We start from the raw sequence: 20677 nt of genomic DNA, 5'->3' as shown, positions 1-20677 counted from the left end.
TAGAGTCGGTGGTGTCAAACGCCCTTGCCTTGCTCACGTCCTTCCATGACCGACACGCCCTCCACCCCTACGTCCGCGACGTCCGCCGCGTCCGCCACGTCCGTTACAGGCCGCCGCGACGCGCGCGTGCTCGCGATCTGCCAGGGCCTCTACACAGCGGCCGTGTCCATCGACCTCACGCTCACGGCGCTCACGGGGCACATGCTCGCGCCCGATAAGTCGCTGGCCACGCTGCCCTTCGCGCTCATCACGGTGGCGGGCGCGGTGGCCACGTGGTTCGCCTCGCTGCTCATGCAGCGCATCGGCCGGCGCGGCGGCTTCACGCTGGGGGCGCTCGCGGGCACGGCGGGCGGGCTGGTGTCGGTGTGGGCGGTGTTCCACGACGACTTCTGGGTGTTCTGCGCCGGCACGGCGCTGGTGGGCGTGTACCAGGCCTTCGCGCAGTTCTACCGGCTGGCGGCGGCCGACGGCGTGGCGGCCGCGGACAAGAGCCGCGCGGTGTCGACGGTGCTGGCCGGCGGGGTCGTCGCGGCCGTGGCGGGGCCGGCGCTGGCGGCGTGGAGCAAGGACCTCTTTCCACCGGTGCTGTTCGCGGGCGCGTACCTGATGGTCGCGGTGCTGGGCGCGGTGTCGGTCGTGCTGATACTGGCGCTGTACCGCGACACGCAGGCGCAGGCCGCGCCGGGCGCGCCGGTCGACACGCGCCCGCCGCGGCCGCTGCGCGACATCGCGCGCCAGCCGATCTTCATTGCCGCGCTGGCCAACAACGTGGTGGGCTCGGTGTCGATGATGTTCGTGATGACGGCCGCGCCGCTGGCCGCCGTGGCCTGCAACCATTCGATCAACGACGGCGCGGGCATCATGCAGTGGCACCTGGTGGGCATGTACGCGCCGGCGCCGTTCGCGGGCGCGCTCATCCAGCGCTGGGGCCTGGCGCGGGTGGTGAGCCTGGGCATGGTGCTCAACGTGGTGTGCTCGGTGGTCGCGATGAACTCGACCACGCTGCCCGCCTTCTACGCGGCGCTGTTCTGCCTGGGCGTGGGCTGGAACTTCATGTTCGTGGGCGGCACCACGCTGCTGGCGCAGTCGTATCGGCCGCAGGAGCGTGGCCGCGCGCAAGGCGCCGCCGAGCTGCTGCGCAACGTGTGCACCGCCTTCGCGACGCTGGCCGCCGGCCCCGCCCTCGACCACTTCGGCTGGGCGCCGCTCAATGCCGCGATGCTGCCGGTGGTGCTGCTCGCGGCCGGCATGACCTTCGTCTGGGTGCGCTCGGCGCGGCATGCTGCGGCGGTGAAGGCAGCGTGAGGCAGAAGCGACGGCATCCGTTCGCGCGGGAGCAGTTGCGCCGGCCGACCACGAAACGCGTCAGGGCACCAGCGACCGCACCGCGTTTTCGAGCGCCCGAAGCAGCGGGCCTTTGCGCGCACTGAGCGTGTCGACGCTCATTCCCAGCGTGATGCCCATGTGAGGCTGCCCGGCAATGGCCGGCAGCAGCATCGACAGGTTCGCGTAGCCGGCGCGAGGGTAGTGGATGCTTTCCGCCCATCCGCGCTCGCGGCACGCCCGAACCTCGGCCACGAGCGCCGGCACGTTCACACACTGCTCCGAAGACGTCGCCTGCGCGTTGGCGCGATGCGCGATGCGTTGAACCTCGCGGTCGCTCTCGCGCGTCAGCAGCATCTTTCCGGCGGCGGACAGGCACACCGGCCTCATCACGCCGACGGAGTACCGCAACGCGTTGGGCTTGTGGCTCGGCAGCGAAAGAATGAATCGCACGTGGATGCCCTGGCGCAGGCCCACCAGAACGGCCTGGCCGGTGTGCAGGCGCAGTTGCTCCATGTTGGAGAACAGGCTGGCCTGGCCGAACAGCTCGTCGTGCATCCAGGTGCCCAGCAGCATCACGCGCAAGGTGGGCCGGTAGCTGCGGGTGGCCGCGTCGTGAATGAGGTAGCCGAGCGACTCCAGCGTGCGCAGCAGCATCGAGGTGCTGGACTGCGGGTAGTCCAACGCGTCCGCCACCTCCGACACGGTGGCGGGGCCGTGGCGCGCGGCGAAGAACTCCAGCATTTCCAGCGTCCTGCGCGCGGACTTGACCTCGGAGCGCTCCGACGCGTGCGCGTTCGCTTCGTTTGCCGCAGTCGACGGGGCCGGCGTAGCTTTGGGTTTCATGGGGCAACGGTGTGTGCGGCAGCCGACTATGCCGCGCCCCGGCCCGCCGCAGCTTCGCGCTAACCCCTATCGATTCATCACATATGTGATGCACCTGCGGGGTGGCCAAACCTACATTCGTTCGCAGTCCCGCCCCCACGAAGGAGATCGAACGATGTTTCCCCGCAACTGCTGGTACGTCGCCGCCATGGCGCACGAAGTGAGCGACGCGCTGTTCCCGCGCACCCTGCTGAACGAGCCGGTGCTGCTGTTCCGCCGCCAGGACGGCAGCGCCGCGGCCATTGAAAACCGCTGCAGCCACCGGCGCGTGTCGCTGCACCTGGGCAAGCGCGTGGGCGACCACGTGCAGTGCGGCTACCACGGCCTGGAGTTCGACGGCAGCGGCCAGTGCGTGCGCATTCCCAACCAGGAGCGCATTCCGCCGAAGGCCTGCATCAAGGCCTACCCGCTGGTCGAGCGCGACGGCTTCCTGTGGATCTGGATGGGCGACAAGGCCCTGGCCGCGCACACCCCGGTGCCCGACTTCTCGGCTGTGTGCAGCTCGCCCGCGTACGTGGGCCGGCGCGGCGACGCGCTGCGCGTGGAGGCGCCCTACACCTACAACCTGGAGAACGTGATGGACCTGTCGCACGTGAGCTACGCGCACCAGCAGACCGTCGGCACGCAGGACGTGGCCGAGACCAGGCCGCGCACGACCGTGTCGGCGCACGGCGTGGAAGTGCACCGCGAGTGGGAGCGCACCGAGGCCGCGCCGGTGTTCAAGCGCCTCTTCGGCTGGAGCGAGACCCGGCGCACGCAGACCATCCGCTTCTGGCCGGGCGCCAACATCCAGCTGGACATCAGCTCGCAGCCGGTGGGCAACACCGACCCGGCGCTGGTGCGCAACATTCGCGTAGTGGGGCCCTGCACGCCCGAGACCGAAGGCACGCACCTGAAGTTCTCCACCATGTACCGCGACTTCGCGCTGGACGACGCGGACATCACCCAGCGGCTCGCCGATGCCTTCCTGGTCACCCTGCACGAAGACAAGGTGCTGATGGAGAACCAGTGGCGCAACGTGCTCGCCGACGGCGCCGGCGCGCCGATGGTCGACATCGCGGTCGACCAGGCGCCGCTGGCCACGCGCCGCATGCTGCAGAAGATGGCGCTCGCTGAAAGTCAGGGCTAGGGCCAGGGCCAGGCCCAACCCTGAGCCGCGGCCATGCGCGTGCACGCAGCCCCTTGAACAACCACACAGAGACAACCCCCATGACCACCCAACGACGTATGGCCCTCGCCGCCATGCTGGCGACACTCTGCGGCTTGAGCGGCGCGGCGCGAGCCGCCGAGCCCGCCGCCTTCCCGCGCAAGCCCGTGACCATCGTCGTGCCCTACCCGGCCGGCGGCGCGTCCGACGCGTTGATACGGCCGATGGCCGAGAAGCTCTCGCGCATGTGGGGCCAGCCGGTGATCGTGGACAACCGCACCGGCGCCAACGGCATCATCGCGACGCAGGCGGTGATGCGCGCCGAGCCCGACGGCCACACCATCCTGCTGCACCTGACGGGCTTCATCCAGAACGCCAGCCTGTACCGCAAGCTGCCCTACGACCCGTTCAAGGACCTGGCGCCCGTGACGCAGCTGGGCACGCAGCCGATGGGGCTGGCCGTGGGGCCGGCGAGCCCGTACACCTCGGTGGCGGCGCTCTCGGGCGGCCTCAAGGGGAAGGCAGCGGGCACCAGCGACTTCAGCTACGGCTCGTTCGGCATCGGCTCCACCGGCCACATCTTCGGCGAGCTGCTCAAGCAGAACATCGGCGTGGACATGCCCCACGTGGCCTACCGCGGCGAAGGGCCGATGCTGATCGACCTGATGTCGGGCCGCGTGACCGTGGGCTTCGTGTCGTCGGCCACGGCGGCGACGCGGCAGAAGGACAAGTCGCTGCACATCCTGGCCGTGACCGGCCCGCACCGGCTGGCGTCGATGCCGCAGGTGCCCACCCTGTCCGAGGCCGGCATGAGGGGCTACGACCTGGTGGGCTGGTACGGCTTCTTCCTGCCGAAGAACACGCCCGCCGCGGTGGTGGAGCGCATTGCCGCGGACACGCGCACCGTGCTCGCGCAGCCCGACATCGTCGCGCGCATGCGCGAGCTCGAAATAGAACCCACCGGCACCTCGCCCGCCGACTTCGCGAAGCTGCTGCGCAGCGACTACGCGAAGTGGGACGGGCTCATCAAGCAATTCAAGATCGAACTGGAATGACCACGACATGCTGAGCTCCATCACCCTGCCCGCGCGCCTGCAACTCGCAGACCCGCTGCTGCTGAAGACCCAGGCCCACATCGGCGGCCAGTGGCTCGACGCCGACGACGGCGCGACCTTCGACGTGACCGACCCCGCGAGCGGCGCGCTGCTGGCCGCCGTGCCCGCCATGGGCGCCGGCGAAACGGCACGCGCCATCGAGGCCGCCCAGGCCGCCCTGCCCGCATGGAAGGGCCTGCCCGCCGCCGCCCGCGCCCGCGTGCTGCGGCGCTGGAACGACCTGATGCTCGCGCACGCCGAAGACCTGGCACGCATCCTCACCGCCGAGCAGGGCAAGCCGCTGGACGACGCGCGCGCCGAGGTGGGCTACGCGGCCTCGTTCATCGAGTGGTATGCCGAAGAGGCGCGCCGCGTGTACGGCGACGTGATTCCCGGGCCCTCGGGCGACCGTCGCATCGTGGCGCTGAAGGAGCCCGTGGGCGTGTGCGCGGCCATCACGCCGTGGAATTTTCCGTATGCGATGGTCACGCGCAAGGCGGCGGCCGCGCTGGCCGCCGGCTGCACCATGGTGCTGAAGCCGGCCGAGCAGACACCGCTGTGCGCCTTTGCGCTCATGGAGCTGGCCGTGCGCGCGGGCGTGCCGGCCGGTGTGTTCAACGTGGTCACCGGCGACCCGGTGGCCATCGGCGGCGCGCTCACCGCGAGCCCCGTGGTGCGCAAGCTCAGCTTCACGGGCTCGACCGAGGTGGGCCGCCTGCTGATGCGCCAGTCCGCCAGCACGCTGAAGAAGCTGTCGCTGGAGCTGGGCGGCAACGCGCCCTTCATCGTGTTCGAAGACGCCGACCTGAACGCGGCCGTCGACGGCCTCATGGTCGCCAAGTTTCGCAATGCCGGCCAGGCCTGCATCGCGGCCAACCGGGTCTATGTGCATGCGCGCGTGTACGAGCGCTTCGCCGACAAGCTCGCAGGCGCCGTCGCCGCGCTCAAGGTGGCCGAAGGCACGGTGCCGGGCTCGCAGATCGGCCCGCTGATCGACGCCGACGCGCTGGCCAAGGTCGAACGCCATGTGGCGGACGCGGTCGCGCGCGGGGCGCGCGTGCTGGTGGGCGGCAAGCCGCATGCGCTCGGCGGCAGCTACTACGAGCCGACCGTGCTGGCCGGCGCCGATGCATCGATGCTGCTGGCGCAGGAGGAAACCTTCGGCCCCGTGGCGCCGCTCTTTCGTTTCGACGACGACGCCGAGGCCATCGCGCACGCCAACAGCCTGGAGTTCGGCCTGGGCGCATATGTGTACAGCCGCGACCACGCGCGCATCTGGCGGACCATCGACGCGCTGGAGGTCGGCATGGTCGGCGTGAACAGCGGGCTGATCTCGACCGCCGTGGCGCCCTTCGGCGGCGTGAAGCAGTCGGGCATCGGGCGCGAAGGCTCGTACCACGGCATCGAGGAATACCTGGTCGTGAAGTACGTGTGCCTGGGCGGGCTCGATGGGCTTGGCGTTTCTGGATCCCCCGGCTCACCTCGCACTGCCCTGCACGCATGAGCACCTTCGACGTTCGGCTGCACGCGGTTCGCCTCGAAGCAGAAGGCGTGCACTCCTTCGAGCTGCGGGCGTTGCCGGGGCAGGCGCTGCCGCCCTTCACGGCGGGGGCGCACATCGACCTGCACCTGTCGAACGGCATGGTGCGCAGCTACTCGCTGTCGAACCCGCCCGCCGAAACGCAGCGCTACGTGCTCGGCGTGCACCGCAGCCCCACCAGCCGCGGCGGCTCGGCGCTGGTGCATGCGCAGCTGCACGTCGGCCAGACGCTGCGCGTAGGCATGCCGCGCAACAACTTCCCCTTGTTCGAGGCCGCGCCGCACACCGTGCTGGTCGCGGGGGGTATCGGCATCACGCCGCTGCGCTCGATGATCGGCCGGCTCGAGGCGCTGGGCCGCTCGTGGGAGCTGTTCTACGGCTGCCGCCGCCGCGCCTGCGCCGCGTGGCACGACGAACTGCTGGCGCTGGACGCGCAGGCACCGGGACGGGTGCATTTCAGCTTCGACGGCGAACATGGCGAAAGCGGGGAACACAGCGAACAGCGGCTGGACCTGCACCGCATCGTGGCCGACGCGCGCGGCGATGCGCACCTGTACTGCTGCGGCCCGCACCCGATGCTGGAGGCCTTCGAGGCCGCCACAGCCGGCCTGCCGCGCGAACGGGTGCATGTGGAGTACTTCAGCGCCAAAGAGGCACCCGCGAGCGAAGGCGGGTTCCGCGTCGAGCTGGCGCGAAGCGGCCGCACCGTGTGCGTGGCGCCGGGCCAGACCATCTTGGACACGCTGCTGGCCGCCGGCGTGGACGCGCCCTACGCGTGCATGGAGGGTGTGTGCGGCTCGTGCGAAACGCGGGTGCTGGCGGGCACGCCCGACCACCGCGACCTGGTGCTGTCGAGCGAGGAGCAGCGCGCGAACGACCGCATGATGATCTGCTGCTCGGGCGCGAAGAGCGCGACGCTGGTGCTAGACCTGTGACTTGCCGGGCGTGAGGGCGGAGCCAGCCAAGGCGGGCTTGCGCTTGGTGGCTGCGGGCTGCTTTTTCTTTCCACCCTGCGCCACCCACTGGTCGACCATCGTCGTCACCAGCTCCCGCACCATCGTGCGCGTCTTCGTCCATGGCATGCCGGGCGTCATGTGGGGGAACAGCACCGTGCCGTGCACCGCGGCAAGCAGCACGTCCGCGGCGGCGCGCGACGACAGCGTGGGCCGCGCGATCGTCTCGAAGAGCGCATCGACCGTCTCGTAGTACAGCGCCAGGATGTCGTGCACCGCCTGCGACTTCGCGAACCCGTCGGTCGCCGAACGCGCCGCGGGTGCAGGAAAGATGACGAGGAAATCCTCCATGTGCGAAAGCCAGTAGTCGGCCGTGCCGATGAACAGCTTCTTCACCCGCTCGACCGGGTCGGGCGTGCGCGCGACCACGCGCCTGAACTTCTGCGTGGCGGCCTGCATGTCTTCGCCGCGAATGTGGAAGAACAGGTCTTGCTGGTCGCGAAAGTACTGGTAGATCGCGCCCGGCGCGTAGCCGGCCTCGGTGGCCACGCGGCGCAAGGACACGGCGGCCAACCCTTCCTGGCTGACCAGGCGGCGGCCGGCGGCGATGAACGCGGCCTTGACCCGCTCCTTGTCTTCGGGGGTGCGGGCGCGGCTGAGAATCTCGCTGCTCGGCTTGCGGAATGGCATCGGTACGACCAGGTGACAGAACGCAAAAGTATAGGTGCGGCGGGGAAAACCCCGATACTTATTGAACACGTTCAAATAAAATCCGGCCATGCCCGAAACACTTGCCAGCGCCACCCCGTCCTGCTGTTGCGCAGCAGCCGCCGACACGAAGCCGGTTGCGTCTACGGTCGCGCCGCCGGCACCGGTGAGCGGCCGGTTCGAGCTGGTCGATCACTTCGGCCAGGCCGTGAACCAAGGCAGCTTCGGCGCGAAGCACCTGCTGGTGTTCTTCGGCTTCTCGCACTGCGCGGTGGTGTGCCCGCGAGAGCTCTCCAAGCTGAGCGCCGCGCTGGAAATGCTGGGCCCGCTGGCCGAGCGCGTGCAGCCGCTGTACATCTCGGTGGACCCGGCGCGCGACACGCCCGCGGTGCTGCAGCGCTACCTGTCGCAGTACACCCACCCAGCCACGGACCCAGCCACGCACGCTGCCGGCGGCTTCCTCGGCTTGACCGGTTCGCCCGAGCAGGTCGAGGCCGCGAAGAAATCGTTTCGCGTGTTCGCTGCGCCGGTGCCCGACGCCGACGCGCCGGGCGGCTATGTCGTGCCCCACACCGCGCTCGCCTACCTCATGGCGCCGGGTGGCAGCTACGCCACCCACTTCGCGGAAACGCTGGACGCCGGCACGGTGTCCGCCCGCCTTCGTACCCACCTGGAGCGCACCGCCGATGCCGCCAACTGACTCGAGCACGCAAGCAGGCACCCTTCGCCTGAGCGACCGCCAGGCCGGCCACCTGCGGCATTTCGCCAACCTGTCGCGCCAGCCGGTGAACGACTGGTCGTTCATGCAGGGCCGCGGCACCGGGCAGGACGACTTCGGCGGCTACCGCTTCCAGATGGCGTACATGGCCTATGCGCTGGCGCTGGCGCATCGCCACCGGCTGCCCGCCGCGCCGGGCGTGTTCAAGCCGGTGTTCGAACGCTTCATGCAGAAGATGCTGCTGCCCGAAGTGTGGATGTACTGGGCGCGCGTGAGCCGCGGCGGCAGCGTGCTCAACGCGCACCTGTCCGACGGCTACACCGAGGACTGGAACCCCGTCGGGCGCGACAACATCATGTACAGCGCCTACGTGCAGTCGATGGCGCTGCTGTACAACTACCTGTTCGACGACGACCGCTACGCCGCCCCCGGCGCGCTGACCTTCAGCTACTGGTCTTTCTTCTGGGGCGGCAAGGAACGGCGCTTCGCGTACGACCAGGCCAGCCTCAACCAGCACATCTACTGGCAGATGGTCGAGAGCGGCTACGTGGGCGTGGCGTGCGAGCCCAACTGCGTGTTCCAGATCTGCAACCAGCCCGCCATCCTCGGGTTTCGCATGCACGACCTGGTCACCGGCGAATCGATGGCCGAGGAAGTGACGCAGGGCTACCAGAAGGCATGGGAACAGTTCGGCCGGCTGGGCGCCAACGGCCACTACAACACCATGATGTCGCAGGACACCCGCGCCATCCGCGACAACGCGGGCCCCTCGCCCTGGGTCGACGCATGGTGCGGCACCCTCATGAACATGTGGAACCGCGAGTTCGTGCACACCCACTACCCCGCGCAGATTGCCGGCTGGCTCATTCACGAGCCCGACGGCATGCTGTCGGTGCGCTCCTTCGAGCGTCCCGAGGTGATGGGCCAGAAGATCGTCAACGACGACTCCGACTTCGGCTGGGCCGCGACCTGGGCCTCTGAAATGGGCGACACCGCCGTGCTGGACGGGCTCATGAAGCACGCGGAGCGCTTCATGTCGCCCAGCTGGCGCGACGGCGGCTTTCACTACCCACGCAACGACGTGCTGGCGGACAAGGACGGCTACCGCACGCTCGTGGAGGCCATGACCGGCAACGTGCTGCTGGGCTACGCGAGCCTGAACGTGCCCGATGGGCTCTGGCGGCTGTACAACGAGCCATGGCCGGCGTCGCACCACCGCGACCCGGCCCTGACGCAGGTGGACGACGGCGTCGATGTGCTGCGGGCACATGTGGCGGAAGCGGCGCAAGGTGGCGCGCGCCGCCTGCACTTCACGGTGCGCCGTTGCACCGCGGGCCGCGGCGGCTTCGACATCGAGATCGGGCGGCTGGCGAACTGCGGCGACTGGACGCTCATGCAAGGCGGGCAGACTGTTGCGCGGGGCACTGGCGGTGAGTTGGCGGCGTCGCAGGCATTCGACATTCGCGCGGTGGCAGGCGGCATCGGGCTCACTTGCCCGGAGGGTGATGCGCGCGACTTCGAACTGGTGTTCGAGCCGCGCGCAGCCTGAAGCACCGCTTCAGGCGCCTGCGCCCGACGCGGTGAACCGGTGATCTCAGCGGCACCACCAGCGTTCTTTGCGAGTCAGGCAGTTGGCCTACAAATCGCGCTCTCTGGCATGGCCTAGATTGGCATCGAGGCAGCACCTCGACCATCTCCGTCCAACCCTTTGCTGTCTCTTGAACCCGCCTTGGCGGGTTCTTTTTCGTGAGGCTGCCGCAGACCCGTTCGCACGCGAACGCCGCAGCCTCCGTCCTACCCATGGACGCGGGCTTCGCCGAAGTTTGGAAGACCAGCGGCCGCTGACGATTTCTTGTCGTCAACTTTCTCCAGCTGGAAATGAAGCTCCAAGAATTGCTCTCGTCCGCCCTCATCGGTGCCGTCGCCAGCGCCCGCTCCATGACACCGATGGCAAGCCTCGCCGCGGCGCGGCTGCTGGGCAACCGCACGCCAGGCCGGCTGCTGCTGCTCGACCAGCCGGTGTTCAAGTACGGCGCCTTGGCCATGGGCGCGGGTGAGCTGTTCGGCGACAAGATGAAGACCGCGCCCGACCGCACCGTGTTCCTGGGGCTGCTGGCGCGGGTCATGAGCGCCGGCATCGCAGGCGCGGCCTTGGCGCCGCGCGGGCGCGAGCAGGCGGGCGCGGCCACCGCGGTCGCGACCGCCGTGCCCCTGGCCTACCTGACGCTCGCCGGCCGCAAGCGCGCGATGGCGCACATCGGCCAGACCCGCAGCGGCTTGATCGAAGACGCGCTGATCGTGGCGGCCGGCGTGGCGATCGTGGCGCTCACCGTCAGGCGGAACTGACGCGCGTCTCGCTCGATTCGATTTCTTCCACCGTGACCTTCATGTCGCCCATCTCCAACGGCCCGTAGTTGGAAAGAAAGGCCACGTCCGCCGCGTCGCGGCCATAGGCCACCACGATGCGGCCACCGCGCGGCTGGTCCTGCGTGGCATCGAAGGTATACCAGCGCCCGCCGACGAAGGCCTCGAACCATGCGTGCATGTCCATCGGATCGAGCTCGTGCAGGAAGCCGACCACCAGCCGGGCGGGGATATGCAGTGCGCGGCACAGCGCAATGCCGACATGCGAAAAGTCCCGGCACACCCCCGCGCCATCGTCCAGCGTGTCCAGGGCATCGGTAGAGCCGTCGCTCACGCCGTACCGGTATTCGAGGTTGGTGTGGATCCAGCTTCGGATGGCCTCGACCTGCGCATAGCCGGGCACCGCGTCGCCGGCGATCTGCTCGGCGCGCTCGCCCATCTTGTCGGACGGGCAATAGCGGCTCTGCAGCAGGTACTGCAGCGCATCGAAGGGCAGGTCTTCCACGGGCACCGCGCCGGCGCTCGGCGCCACGGCGATGGCGGCCTCGGCTTCCATGATCATCTCGACCTCGATGCGCATCTCGCCCTGCGGGATCTTCATGCGCTGGCACAGGTTGCCGAAACTGTCGACGTACTCGGTCGTGGGCACCCAGGGGTGCAGCTCGTACCGCTCGCTGACCATCCATTGCGCGTCTCCGCTGCGCGGACGGAGCATGGCCACCACGGGGCAGTCGCTGCTCGCGGTCACGGTCATCTGGCAAGTTGCGTGAAGCCTCATGGGTACATCCTGTGGGAGCTTGGAAAGAAGACTTTGGAAGGGGGTGAACGAACGGGTGCCACCAGGGGAAAAAGAGATGGAGATGGCTTGATCGCGAAAGGCATCCTGCCACCCTTCGAGCGGCATCACGTAGGCTGGCGCCGATCTCCGATGCCGGCGGCCACACGTTCGGTCACGCGCTTGCGCAGAACAAGCGCTTGAACAGTCGCTCAGCGCCGTCTACGCATACGAACACCACCGGCACCACCAGCAAGCTGAGCGCGGTCGACGTCACGAGCCCCCCGATGACCGCCAGCGCCATCGGCTGGCGAAAGCTCGCGTCGGCGCCGAGGCCGAGCGCAATCGGCAGCATGCCCGCCGCCATGGCGATGCTGGTCATCAGGATCGGGCGAGCGCGCTTGTGGCATGCGTCGACCAGCGCCTCATGCAGCGCCAGGCCGCGGTCGCGCCGCGCGACGATGGCGTATTCGACGAGCAGGATCGAGTTCTTGGTGACGATGCCCATCAGCATCACCAGCCCGATCAGCGCCGGAATGTCGAGTTCGCTGCCGCCCAGCAGCAGGCCGACGAAGGCACCGCCCAGCGACAGCGGCATCGCCGAGAGGATGGTCAGCGGCTGCACGAAGTCCTTGAACAGCAGCACCAGCACGCAGTACACGCACAGCACGCCGATGACGATCGCCAGGCCGAAGCCGTGGCGCAGCTCTTCCATGATCTCGGCGTCTCCGGTGCGCACCATGCTCACGCTCGCGGGCAGCGCACGCGCGGCAGGCAGTGCCCGGGCCGCGGCGAGCGCATCGCCCAGCGGCATGCCGCCGAGTTCCGCGCCCAGCGTCACGTAGCGGCGGCGGTCGAAGCGCTCGATCTGGGCCGGACCGCTTTCCACGTGCAGCCGCGCCACGCTGGCGAGCGGCACGAGGCCGTCGCGCCCGCGCACCCGCAGGTTGGCCAGCGCGGCCATGTCTTGCTGCACCCCCTCGGGCAGGCGCACGCGGATGAAGACCTGCCGGTTGTCGAGGTTCAGCCGCGCCAACTGCGCGTCGTTGTCGCCGGTGGTGGCGACGCGCACCGTCTCGCCGATGGCCGCTGTGCTCACGCCCTGTTCGGCGGCGCGCGCGCCATCGGGGCGCACGACGATCTCGGGCCGCTCGAGGCTGGCGGTGGAGCTCACGTTGAAGAGCCCCGGCACGCCGCGCAGTTCGCGTTCGAGCGCCTGCGCGCCGTGCCTGAGCGCCGATGCGTCGTCGCTCGCCAGCACCAGCGACAGCCGCTCGCCCACCGCACCGCTTCCGACCGTGAATCGCGCGCCCGGCACCGATGCGAGCGCGGCGCGCAACGCGTGCTCCACCTCCGCCTGGCTGCCGCGCTGGTCGCGCGGCGCCAGCGTGAGCACCAGCGACCCCTTGCGTGCATCGCCCGGGCCGCCGCCAGAAGTCGAGCCGCTGCCGTCGCCCGCGCCGGCGGACACCAGCACGCGGCGCACACCGGCCACCGCCGCGACGCGCAGCCGCGCGGCCTCCGCCGCGGCCAGGGTGTCCGCGAGCGCGCTGCCCGGCGGCAGCTCGACGCTGACGGTCGTGTAGCCCCGGTCGGAGGCCGGCATCAGCCCGGTCGGCAGCAGCGGCACCAGCGCCAGCGAGGCGACGAGGAACAGGCCCGCGAGCGCGAGGGTCGTCTTGCGGTGCGCGAGGCACCAGCGCACCGCGCGCAGGTAGCCGCGCATCAGGCGGCCATCGGCCAGCTCCGCGTGGCTTCCCACGGCCAGCTCCGGGTGGCTGCCTACGGCCAGCTCTGGAGGGCTGCCTACGGCAGCGGGCCGATGCGGCCGTATCAGCCATGCGGCCATCATCGGCGTGAGCAGGCGCGCGACCAGCAGCGACGCCAGCACCGCCGCCACCGCGGTCCACCCGAACTCTCGAAAAAAGAGCCCCGCCACGCCGGGCATCAGGGCGGTCGGCAGGAACACCACCACGAGCGCCATGGTGGTCGCCATGACCGCGAGCGCGATCTCCGTCACGGCGTCGCCCGCGGCCTGCCGCATGGGCTTGCCCATGCGCGCGTGGCGCTCGATGTTCTCGATCTCGACGATGGCGTCGTCCACCAGGATCCCGACCGTCACCGCGAGCGCCAGCAGGCTCACGGTGTTGAGCGAGAAGCCGAACCACGCCATGGCCGCGAAGGTCGGCAGGATCGACAGCGGCAGCGCCGAGGCCGCCACCAGCATCGCGCGCCAGTCGCGCAGAAAGAGCCACACCACGAGCACCGCCAGCGCCGCGCCCTCGTACAGCATGTCGAGCGACCCGCTGAACTGCTCCTTCGTGTAGTCGACGCTGGTGGCCACCTGCGTGGCCACGAGGCCGGGGTACCGGCCCTGCAAGCGGCCGAGCGCCTGCTGCACGCCGTCGGCAATCCGCGTCACGTCCTTGCCCTTGGCGGGGTAGATGCGAAAACCCACCACCGGCTGCCCGTCGAGCCGCGCGACCTGCGTGCGCTCGGCGGCGGTGTCACTCACCGTGGCGACCTGGTCGAGCCTGAGCGAACGCCCGTTGGCCAGCGCAATCGGCAGCGCCGCGAGCTCGCTGGCCATCTGCACGGTGGCGACGGTGCGAACAGACTGCTCTTCCCCGCCCAGCCGCCCGCGCCCGCCCGAGCTTTGCTGCTGCACGCTTCGCAGGGCGCGCGACACCTCGCCCGCGGTCGCGCCCTGCGCCGCGAGCCGGGTCGGGTCGAGCGCCACCCGAACCTCGCGCGTGAGGCCCCCCAGGCGCTCGAAGCGGCCGACGCCGGCAACACCTGACAGCGTCTTGGCAAGGGTGTCGTCGACGAACCACGACAGCGCCTCTTCGTTCGCGCCTTGCAGCGACACGCCGTAGGTCAGGATCGCATCGCCGCCCGAGCGCACCGCCTGCACGGTCGGCTGCAACAGGTCGGCGGGCAGGTCGGACCGGGTGCGGTCGACCGCGTCCTTGGTCTCGATCAATGCGTCGGACAACTTCTTGCCGAGCTCGAACTCGACACGGATGGCCACGGTGCCGTCACCGATGGTGGTGCGCATGTGCTTGAGGCCGTCCAGCGACGCGAGCGAGTCCTCGACCTTGCGGGCGACCTCCGTCTCGAGCTGCGCGGGCGCGGCGCCGGGCTGCGACAGGCTGATGTTCACCGAGGGCCGCTCGATGTCGGGCAGGTTCTGCACCGGCAGGCTGCGAAAGCCCCACGCGCCGGCCAGCGTCAGCAGCACGAACAGCAGGATCGATGGAATGGGGTTGCGGATCGACCAGGTGGCAAGGTTCACGGTGTCTGGCCCTCGTGGCTGTCCGCGAGGCGAACCGTGTCGCCGTCGTTGAGAAAGCCCGCGCCCCGCGCCACCACCCGCTCGCCCGCGGCCAGCCCCTGCACGATCTCCGCCTCGTCGGCGCGCCGGCGGCCTGCCACCACGGTCTGCAGCACCACGCGCTGCATGCGCTGCGTGCCGGTCAGCTTCAACACATGGGTGCGCCCGTCGCGCAGCAGCAGGCTCGCTGCCGGCACCACCAGCGCTGGTCGTTGCGCCAGCAGGATGCTGCCGCCGGCGTACATGCCGGCGCGCGCCGGGCCGCCGGCCGCGAGGTCGGCGTAGACCAGGCCCAGCCGGGTCTGCGCGTCCAGCGTGGGCGCGAGCTGGCGAACACGGGCCTCCACGCTGCGCCCGTCCGGCAGTGCGAGCACGACCTGCTGTCCGCGCTCGGCCTGCGAGAACTGGGTGGCCGTGAGCTCGCCGCGCCATTCGAGCCGGCCCTGGCGAATCAGCCGGAACAGCTCCTGCCCCACGGTGCCGACCGCGCCCAGGGTCGCGCTGCGCGCGCTGATCACGCCGTCGTCGGGCGCGAGCACTTCGGCGTGGCGCAGCTGGAGCCGCCGCGAGGCCAGTTGCGCGCGGGCCGCGCCGACCTGGGCGCGCGCGCTGTCGGCCTGCGTCACGTGCTGCAGCACCTCCTGCTCGCTGATGCCACCGCTGCCCTGCAGCTTCAGCGCGCGGTCTCGGTTGGTGGTCGCCTGCGCGGCCTGCGCCACCGCCTGGTCGAGCGCGGCCTGCAGCTGGTCGCAATCGGCGCGCAGCGTGTCGGCGTCGAAGCGCGCGAGCAGCTGGCCGCGCCGCACCGTGTCGCCGACGTTGACGCGCAGCTCGACCAGCCGCAGGCCGGCGACCTGCGTGCCGACCACGGTTTCCTGCCAGGGCGCGATGGCGCCCGACGCATCGAGCGTCGCTGGCCAGGGCACCTCGCGGGCGGTGGCGCTCTGCACCGTCAGCGCGGCGATGGCGGCCGCGGGCACGGTGGTCTTTTTCCGCGGGCCGCCGAAGCCGAGCACGGCAGCCGAGGCGAGCAGCGCGAGCGCCGTGCCGGCGAGCGCGAACAGCAAGAGCTTGCGGGAGGCGCGTGGCGGTGGCGTGTCGGCGGGCTGGAAGTCAGTGGAAGGCGTCTGCATGGAGAAGGTCCGGCTGGGGAACAAGGTTGAACGTGGTGGCTGCGGCGGAATTGCCCGACGCCTTGATGAGCGCGACCCATGCCTGCGCACGGTCGCGCCGCGCGGCGATGGCGCTGTCTTCGGCGCCCGCGAGCTGGCGGCGCGCGTCTTCGAGTTCGAACAGGCTGACCGCGCCGGCGAGCCAGCGCGCCTCGGTCGCCGAGAAGGTGGTGCGCGCGGCCGCGACGGCCTCGCGCGTGGTGTCCATTCGCCGAGCGGCCGAGGCGGCATCGGTCAGCGCGTTCTCGATGTCCTGCGCGGCCTGCCGCACGGCCTGTGCAAGCGAGGCCACGGCCGCGCGGTAGCGCGCTTCGGCGGTGTCCACGGCCGACGCGCCCGCACCGCCGTCGAAGAGCGGCGCGGCCAGGTTCGCGGCCAGCGACCAGCTCGTGGCGTGCAGCGTCGAGCCGGCGGCGCGCATCCAGTTGCCGGTCAGCAGCGCGCCCAGGTCGACGCGAGGCAACCGCGCGGCGCGGGCCGCGCCGATGTCGGCCCAGGCCGCGGCCGCCTCCCGGTCGGCCGCCCTCACTTTCGGATGCGCTGCAAGCACCTCGGGCGGCACGGCGAGCGCGAGCGCCGGCGGCGCGGGCATGAACCAGTCTGCGCCGCCGCCCGGCGTTACAAGCACCTGCTCGCGCACGGCCGCGCCCTGCTGGCCCGTGAGCGCCACCAGGGCGTGAATCTGGCGCTCGCACTGCGCCTGCCGCGCAGCGAGCTCGGTGCGCGCGGCCGCAAGGCCGCTGGCCGCGCGCGCCTCGTCCACCGCGGCGGCGAAGCCGGCGGCCAGCCGGTTGCGCGTCATTGCCAGCGTGCGGGCGCGCGAGTCGATGTCCGCTGCCTGCACCTGCTGCGAGAACGCGCAGCCGCGCCATGCCAGCACGCCGTTGGCCACCTCCGCGGCGAGCGCGAGCCGGGCCGCGCGCGCATCGGCCGTGCGTGCGTCGAGCCGTTCGCGCCTGGCCGTGACGGTGTCGCGCACACGCCCGAACAGGTCCAGCTCCCAACTCAGCGACAGGCCCGCGCTGGCCGAGCTCCCGGTGACGGTGCCGGCACCGGAGTCGGAGCCGCTGTCGAGGCTGCGACCGCGGCCAGCGGTGGATGTGAAGCCAACCGCAGGCAGGCGCTGCGCGGCACTGCCGCCGAACGCGGCCCGCGCTTCGTCCACATGCGCGATGGCCTGCGCGAGCGTGGGACTGTCGGCCAGTGCAGCGGAAACCAGCGCGTCGACGGCGGGGTCGGACAGGGCTTTCCACCACGCGTCGCCGGCATCGCCGGCATCGCCGGCATCACCGGCATCACCGGCATTGGCCGGAACCGGCGGCGCGGTCCCGACAGGCCCGGCAGTCTCGGCAGGTTCTGCAGGCGTGGACCATGACGACGGCATACCGAGCGCAGGTCGCACGTAGCCGGGCTGTGTCGCGCAACCGCCAGCCAATGTGCAGACGGCCAGCAATACGGGAAGAAGAGAAGGCACGCGAACTCCGGTTGAAAAGCTGGTCGCATCGTCGGCCCGCCTGTCTTGCTGCACGCTTACCGGGCGGCGCCGATGGCGAATCGCGGCCTTGTCATTTCTGGCGTCAAGCGTCCGGCGTCCGGTGCCCAGTAAGAACGCAGTAAGACGGCCGCCCCGAGGATGCGGGCTTCCCTCACAACCCTGATTGGCCCAGCCATGCCGCGTGCCTCCTCGCTTCGCTCCCTGTTCGCTTCTTCTCACCGGCTTGCCGCCCTGTCTTCGGGCCTGCTGGCCCTGTCGGTCTCCTCCGCCGCATGGGCGCAGGACGCCAGCCTCGACCAGTCCTTGTCCCCGGCCGAACCGCCGGTCGACGTTTCGCGCTGGGGCCTGGGCGTCGCGGCCGGCGTCAAGCAGCAGCCCTACACCGGCGCAGGCAACAAGACCCAGGGTCTTCCGCTCATCTACTTCGAGAACCGCTACGTGCGCGTGCTCGGCACCGGGGCGGAGCTGAAGCTCTCCAGGTTCGACCTGGGCGCCCGCTCGTCGCTGAGCTTCGGCCTGCGCGCCAAGTACGGCCTGGGCGGCTACAAGCCGGACGACGCCCCGATCCTTGAAGGCATGGCGCAGCGCAAGGGCAGCCTCTGGCTCGGCGCCGGAGTCACCTGGCGCAACGAGATCGCCGACGTTTCGGCCGAATGGCTCGGCGACGCCTCGGGCAAGAGCAAGGGCCAGAACTTTCGCCTGGGCGTGCAGCGCGATTTCCGCGCGGGCAACTTCACCCTCACGCCGCGCGTGGAGGCCACCTGGCTCGACAGGAAATACGTCGACTACTACTACGGCGTGCGCGCCGACGAGGCGCGCACCGGGCGCCCCGCCTACCTCGGGGCCTCGACGCTCAACACCGAAGTCGGCCTGCGCGTGGGCTATGCCATCGACGCCCGCCAATCGGTGTTCGTCGATGTCAGCGCCACGCAGTTGGGCAAGCAGGTCAAGAACAGCCCACTGGTCAACCGCTCGAGCCTGACGTCGTTTTCCGCCGGCTATCTCTATCGTTTTTGATGCATGCTCGGCCGCATGAATCGCATCGCGCTGATCGAGGACCACGACCGCATGGCCGCCCTGGTGTGCAAGGCCCTGGCCGGCGCGGGCATCGAGGCCGATGTGTTCGGGCGCATCGACCTCGCCTGGCACGCGCTGCGCGAAACGCCCTATGCGGCCCTGGTGGTCGACCGCGGCCTGCCCGACGGCGACGGCCTGGCGCTGGTGCGCCGCCTGCGTGAAGCCGGCATGCGCATGCCCTGCCTCATGCTGACCGCGCGCGACGCCTTGCACGACCGCGTCGACGGTCTCGAGTCGGGCGCCGACGACTACCTGGCCAAGCCCTTTCCCATGGAGGAGCTGGTCGCGCGCGTGCGCGCGCTGCTGCGCAGGCCGGCCCAGCTGCAGAGCCTGTCGCCGGGCTTCGCCGACATTCGCGTGCACCCGGAAAACGGCACGCTGGCCTGCGCCGGCGACAGCGTCACGCTCGCGCCGGCCGAGTTGCAGATCATGCTGTGCCTGGTTCGCAGCGGCGGCCACACCGTGCGCCGCGGCGCGCTCGAGTCGGCCGCGTGGGGGCTGTCGGAAGCCGTCACGCCCAATGCGCTCGACGTGGCATTGCACCGCCTGCGCCGAAAGCTGCAGGCCGTGGGGTCGTCGCTGCAGATCGCCAACGTCAGGGGGCACGGCTATGCGCTTCGCGAAGCTCCGCTGGCCGCGTAGCCTCGGCGCGCGCCTGCTGGGCGCGTATGTCGCCGGCATATTGGTGTGCATCGTGCTGATCGTGGCCGTGAGCGCCGCAACGGTGCTGCTGCAGGGCAACACGCTGAACGAAGGCATCAGCACGCATGCGCGACTGATCGGGCGCGAGCTGCAGTTCGATGCGGCGGGGCGCCCGAGCGGGTTGAACGACGCAAAGCTCCCGAGCTGGCTCTACACGGGCATGGGCCAGGAAATATCGGTGCGCGTGCTCGACGCGGCCGGCACCGTCGTGCTGCCGGCCGGGCAAGGCGCCGTCGCGCTGTTCGCCGAAGGAGCCGGGGGCTTCGGGGAGCTCGACCACGGCTTCGATTCGGTGTCGAACGGGTTGCCGGTGCGCGTGGTGACGCACGGCGTGGCGCACGCGGGGCAGCAGTGGTACGTGCAGGTGGCGGTGAGCCAGCGGCTGATCGAGCTCATGGACCGCAGCGTCGGGCTGCCGGCGCTCGGGCAAGGCATTCTGTTGGCCAGCCTTGCGTCGGTGCTGGTGTTCGCCGTGGCCATGTACTTCACGCTGGGCCGCATGCTCAGGCCGCTGCGCGCGGCGTCAGAGGGTGCCGCGCGCATCACGCCGCGCACGCTCGACGCCCGCTTGAGTGTGCAGGGGCTGCCCTCGGAAATGCTGCCGCTGATCGAGGCCTTCAACCGGGCGCTGGACCGGGTCGAGCGCGGCTACGGCGCGCAGCAAGACTTCCTGTCGGCGGCGGCGCACGAGCTGAAGACCCCGCTCTCGCTGATTCGCGCGCAGATCGAGCTCGGCGGCAACGGCGATGCCGCGCTCGATCGCGAGGCCTTGATTCGCGACGTCGACCAGATGGCCCGGCACGTCAACCAGCTCCTGCACCTGGCCGAGGCCACGGAGCTGTGCAACTACAAGATCGGCCCCGTCGGCGCGGCCGCGCTGGTGGACGAGGTGGGCGACTACCTCGGTCGGCTGGCCGGGCGCCGCGAGGTTCGGCTGGCGCTGCATGTGTCAGCGGACGCGCTGGCCTGGCAGGCGGACCGAGGGGCGCTCTTCACGCTGCTGAAGAACCTGCTGGAAAACGCGATCCAGCATTCGCCGCCGCACGGCGTGGTGCGGCTTGCCGCCGATGCGCACCGGATTTCGGTGCGCGACGAAGGGCCAGGCATTCCGGTCGAAGACCTGCCGAAGATCTTCGACCGCTTCTGGCGCGGCGCCGGGCGGCGCGACGAAGGCGCGGGGCTGGGCCTTGCGATCTGCCAGGAGATCGCGCTGGCGCACAGCTGGCGGTTGACGGCGCACGCGGCGTCGCCGGGCACCGAGTTCGTCATTGCACTGGGGCCGCAGCCGTCGGCAGAGGCGCCCGGTGCCGGTTCCGGTTCCGCCAGTGGCCGCGATGCCGTCCCGGGCGCTGCGAGCGCCGGCGCGCCAACGCCGCAATAAGGCCGACTG

At 70.6% G+C, this 20677-nt stretch carries 17 protein-coding genes; 11 read left to right on the top strand and 6 right to left on the bottom strand.

What is annotated here, in order from left to right:
* Window positions 1–45: 45 nt before the first annotated feature.
* Complete coding sequence (locus QTI51_RS15335) at window positions 46–1305, top strand: MFS transporter (RefSeq protein ID WP_286514890.1); 1260 nt, start codon at window positions 46–48, stop codon at window positions 1303–1305.
* Window positions 1306–1365: 60 nt separating this feature from the next.
* Here QTI51_RS15335 and QTI51_RS15330 read toward each other — a convergent pair whose 3' ends face one another.
* Entirely contained in the window at window positions 1366–2169 is an 804-nt protein-coding gene (locus QTI51_RS15330) for an IclR family transcriptional regulator (protein ID WP_286514889.1), read from the bottom strand.
* A gap of 154 nt (window positions 2170–2323) precedes the next feature.
* Here QTI51_RS15330 and QTI51_RS15325 point away from each other — a divergent pair, with 154 nt between their 5' ends.
* From QTI51_RS15325 to QTI51_RS15310, 4 genes are all read left to right on the top strand, one after another.
* Entirely contained in the window at window positions 2324–3337 is a 1014-nt protein-coding gene (locus QTI51_RS15325) for a Rieske 2Fe-2S domain-containing protein (RefSeq protein WP_286514888.1), read from the top strand.
* 80 nt (window positions 3338–3417) lie between these two features.
* Window positions 3418–4410, top strand: coding sequence for a Bug family tripartite tricarboxylate transporter substrate binding protein (locus tag QTI51_RS15320; protein WP_286514886.1), 993 nt, complete (start codon window positions 3418–3420; stop codon window positions 4408–4410).
* Window positions 4411–4417: 7 nt separating this feature from the next.
* On the top strand, window positions 4418–5953 hold the full coding sequence (locus QTI51_RS15315; protein WP_286514884.1) for an NAD-dependent succinate-semialdehyde dehydrogenase: 1536 nt from the start codon (window positions 4418–4420) through the stop codon (window positions 5951–5953).
* Window positions 5950–6924, top strand: a complete 975-nt coding sequence (locus tag QTI51_RS15310; RefSeq protein ID WP_286514882.1) for a PDR/VanB family oxidoreductase — start codon at window positions 5950–5952, stop codon at window positions 6922–6924. The genes QTI51_RS15315 and QTI51_RS15310 overlap by 4 nt, the downstream gene beginning before the upstream one ends.
* On the opposite strand, the gene QTI51_RS15305 is transcribed toward QTI51_RS15310, so the two are convergent.
* On the bottom strand, window positions 6913–7632 hold the full coding sequence (locus QTI51_RS15305) for a TetR/AcrR family transcriptional regulator (RefSeq protein ID WP_286514879.1): 720 nt from the start codon (window positions 7630–7632) through the stop codon (window positions 6913–6915). The two genes, QTI51_RS15310 and QTI51_RS15305, sit on opposite strands and share 12 nt — an antisense overlap.
* 88 nt (window positions 7633–7720) lie before the next feature.
* On the opposite strand from QTI51_RS15305, the gene QTI51_RS15300 reads away from it, so the two are divergent.
* The 3 genes from QTI51_RS15300 to QTI51_RS15290 all read left to right on the top strand — a co-directional run bounded on the left by QTI51_RS15300 (window position 7721) and on the right by QTI51_RS15290 (window position 10714).
* Window positions 7721–8350, top strand: coding sequence for an SCO family protein (locus QTI51_RS15300; protein WP_286514877.1), 630 nt, complete (start codon window positions 7721–7723; stop codon window positions 8348–8350).
* Entirely contained in the window at window positions 8337–9917 is a 1581-nt protein-coding gene (locus QTI51_RS15295) for a linalool dehydratase/isomerase domain-containing protein (RefSeq protein WP_286514876.1), read from the top strand. The genes QTI51_RS15300 and QTI51_RS15295 overlap by 14 nt, the downstream gene beginning before the upstream one ends.
* Before the next feature lie 398 nt (window positions 9918–10315).
* On the top strand, window positions 10316–10714 hold the full coding sequence (locus tag QTI51_RS15290) for a hypothetical protein (protein WP_286514874.1): 399 nt from the start codon (window positions 10316–10318) through the stop codon (window positions 10712–10714).
* On the opposite strand, the gene QTI51_RS15285 is transcribed toward QTI51_RS15290, so the two are convergent.
* From QTI51_RS15285 to QTI51_RS15270, 4 genes are all read right to left on the bottom strand, one after another.
* Window positions 10701–11486, bottom strand: coding sequence for a transglutaminase domain-containing protein (locus tag QTI51_RS15285; protein WP_286514873.1), 786 nt, complete (start codon window positions 11484–11486; stop codon window positions 10701–10703). The genes QTI51_RS15290 and QTI51_RS15285 overlap by 14 nt on opposite strands.
* 196 nt (window positions 11487–11682) lie before the next feature.
* Window positions 11683–14802 carry an efflux RND transporter permease subunit gene (locus tag QTI51_RS15280; protein WP_286514872.1) on the bottom strand — a complete coding sequence of 1040 codons (3120 nt, stop codon included), beginning with the start codon at window positions 14800–14802 and terminating at the stop codon, window positions 11683–11685.
* Complete coding sequence (locus tag QTI51_RS15275) at window positions 14799–15974, bottom strand: efflux RND transporter periplasmic adaptor subunit (protein ID WP_286514871.1); 1176 nt, start codon at window positions 15972–15974, stop codon at window positions 14799–14801. Before QTI51_RS15275 ends, QTI51_RS15280 begins: the two co-directional genes overlap by 4 nt.
* Complete coding sequence (locus QTI51_RS15270; RefSeq protein ID WP_286514870.1) at window positions 15955–17487, bottom strand: efflux transporter outer membrane subunit; 1533 nt, start codon at window positions 17485–17487, stop codon at window positions 15955–15957. Before QTI51_RS15270 ends, QTI51_RS15275 begins: the two co-directional genes overlap by 20 nt.
* A 195-nt stretch (window positions 17488–17682) precedes the next feature.
* Between QTI51_RS15270 and QTI51_RS15265 the strand changes: the two genes are divergently transcribed.
* From QTI51_RS15265 to QTI51_RS15255, 3 genes are read left to right on the top strand one after another with little or no spacing between them, the layout of a single operon-like run.
* Complete coding sequence (locus QTI51_RS15265; RefSeq protein ID WP_286514869.1) at window positions 17683–18525, top strand: MipA/OmpV family protein; 843 nt, start codon at window positions 17683–17685, stop codon at window positions 18523–18525.
* Window positions 18526–18540: 15 nt separating this feature from the next.
* A complete protein-coding gene (locus QTI51_RS15260) occupies window positions 18541–19227 on the top strand; it encodes a response regulator transcription factor (protein WP_286514868.1) in 687 nt (228 codons plus the stop codon).
* Window positions 19196–20668, top strand: coding sequence for a sensor histidine kinase (locus QTI51_RS15255; RefSeq protein ID WP_286514866.1), 1473 nt, complete (start codon window positions 19196–19198; stop codon window positions 20666–20668). The genes QTI51_RS15260 and QTI51_RS15255 overlap by 32 nt, the downstream gene beginning before the upstream one ends.
* Window positions 20669–20677 lie beyond the last annotated feature (9 nt).

Source organism: Variovorax sp. J22G73 (assembly GCF_030317035.1).
GTDB lineage: Bacteria > Pseudomonadota > Gammaproteobacteria > Burkholderiales > Burkholderiaceae_C > Variovorax.
Note: the sequence above shows the minus strand (reverse complement) of the source record. Positions and strands in the feature narration are given on the sequence as shown.

Excerpts from the sequence above, each read along its gene's own strand:
- QTI51_RS15300 (WP_286514877.1), top strand. The coding sequence starts at position 7,721 with ATGCCCGAAACACTTGCCAGCGCCACCCCGTCCTGCTGTTGCGCAGCA.
- QTI51_RS15310 (WP_286514882.1), top strand. The coding sequence starts at position 5,950 with ATGAGCACCTTCGACGTTCGGCTGCACGCGGTTCGCCTCGAAGCAGAA.
- QTI51_RS15265 (WP_286514869.1), top strand. The coding sequence starts at position 17,683 with ATGCCGCGTGCCTCCTCGCTTCGCTCCCTGTTCGCTTCTTCTCACCGG.
- QTI51_RS15320 (WP_286514886.1), top strand. The coding sequence starts at position 3,418 with ATGACCACCCAACGACGTATGGCCCTCGCCGCCATGCTGGCGACACTC.
- QTI51_RS15325 (WP_286514888.1), top strand. The coding sequence starts at position 2,324 with ATGTTTCCCCGCAACTGCTGGTACGTCGCCGCCATGGCGCACGAAGTG.
- QTI51_RS15295 (WP_286514876.1), top strand. The coding sequence starts at position 8,337 with ATGCCGCCAACTGACTCGAGCACGCAAGCAGGCACCCTTCGCCTGAGC.
- QTI51_RS15260 (WP_286514868.1), top strand. The coding sequence starts at position 18,541 with ATGAATCGCATCGCGCTGATCGAGGACCACGACCGCATGGCCGCCCTG.
- QTI51_RS15255 (WP_286514866.1), top strand. The coding sequence starts at position 19,196 with ATGCGCTTCGCGAAGCTCCGCTGGCCGCGTAGCCTCGGCGCGCGCCTG.
- QTI51_RS15285 (WP_286514873.1), bottom strand. The coding sequence starts at position 11,486 with ATGACCGTGACCGCGAGCAGCGACTGCCCCGTGGTGGCCATGCTCCGT.
- QTI51_RS15290 (WP_286514874.1), top strand. The coding sequence starts at position 10,316 with ATGGCAAGCCTCGCCGCGGCGCGGCTGCTGGGCAACCGCACGCCAGGC.
- QTI51_RS15275 (WP_286514871.1), bottom strand. The coding sequence starts at position 15,974 with ATGCAGACGCCTTCCACTGACTTCCAGCCCGCCGACACGCCACCGCCA.
- QTI51_RS15335 (WP_286514890.1), top strand. The coding sequence starts at position 46 with ATGACCGACACGCCCTCCACCCCTACGTCCGCGACGTCCGCCGCGTCC.
- QTI51_RS15330 (WP_286514889.1), bottom strand. The coding sequence starts at position 2,169 with ATGAAACCCAAAGCTACGCCGGCCCCGTCGACTGCGGCAAACGAAGCG.
- QTI51_RS15315 (WP_286514884.1), top strand. The coding sequence starts at position 4,418 with ATGCTGAGCTCCATCACCCTGCCCGCGCGCCTGCAACTCGCAGACCCG.
- QTI51_RS15305 (WP_286514879.1), bottom strand. The coding sequence starts at position 7,632 with ATGCCATTCCGCAAGCCGAGCAGCGAGATTCTCAGCCGCGCCCGCACC.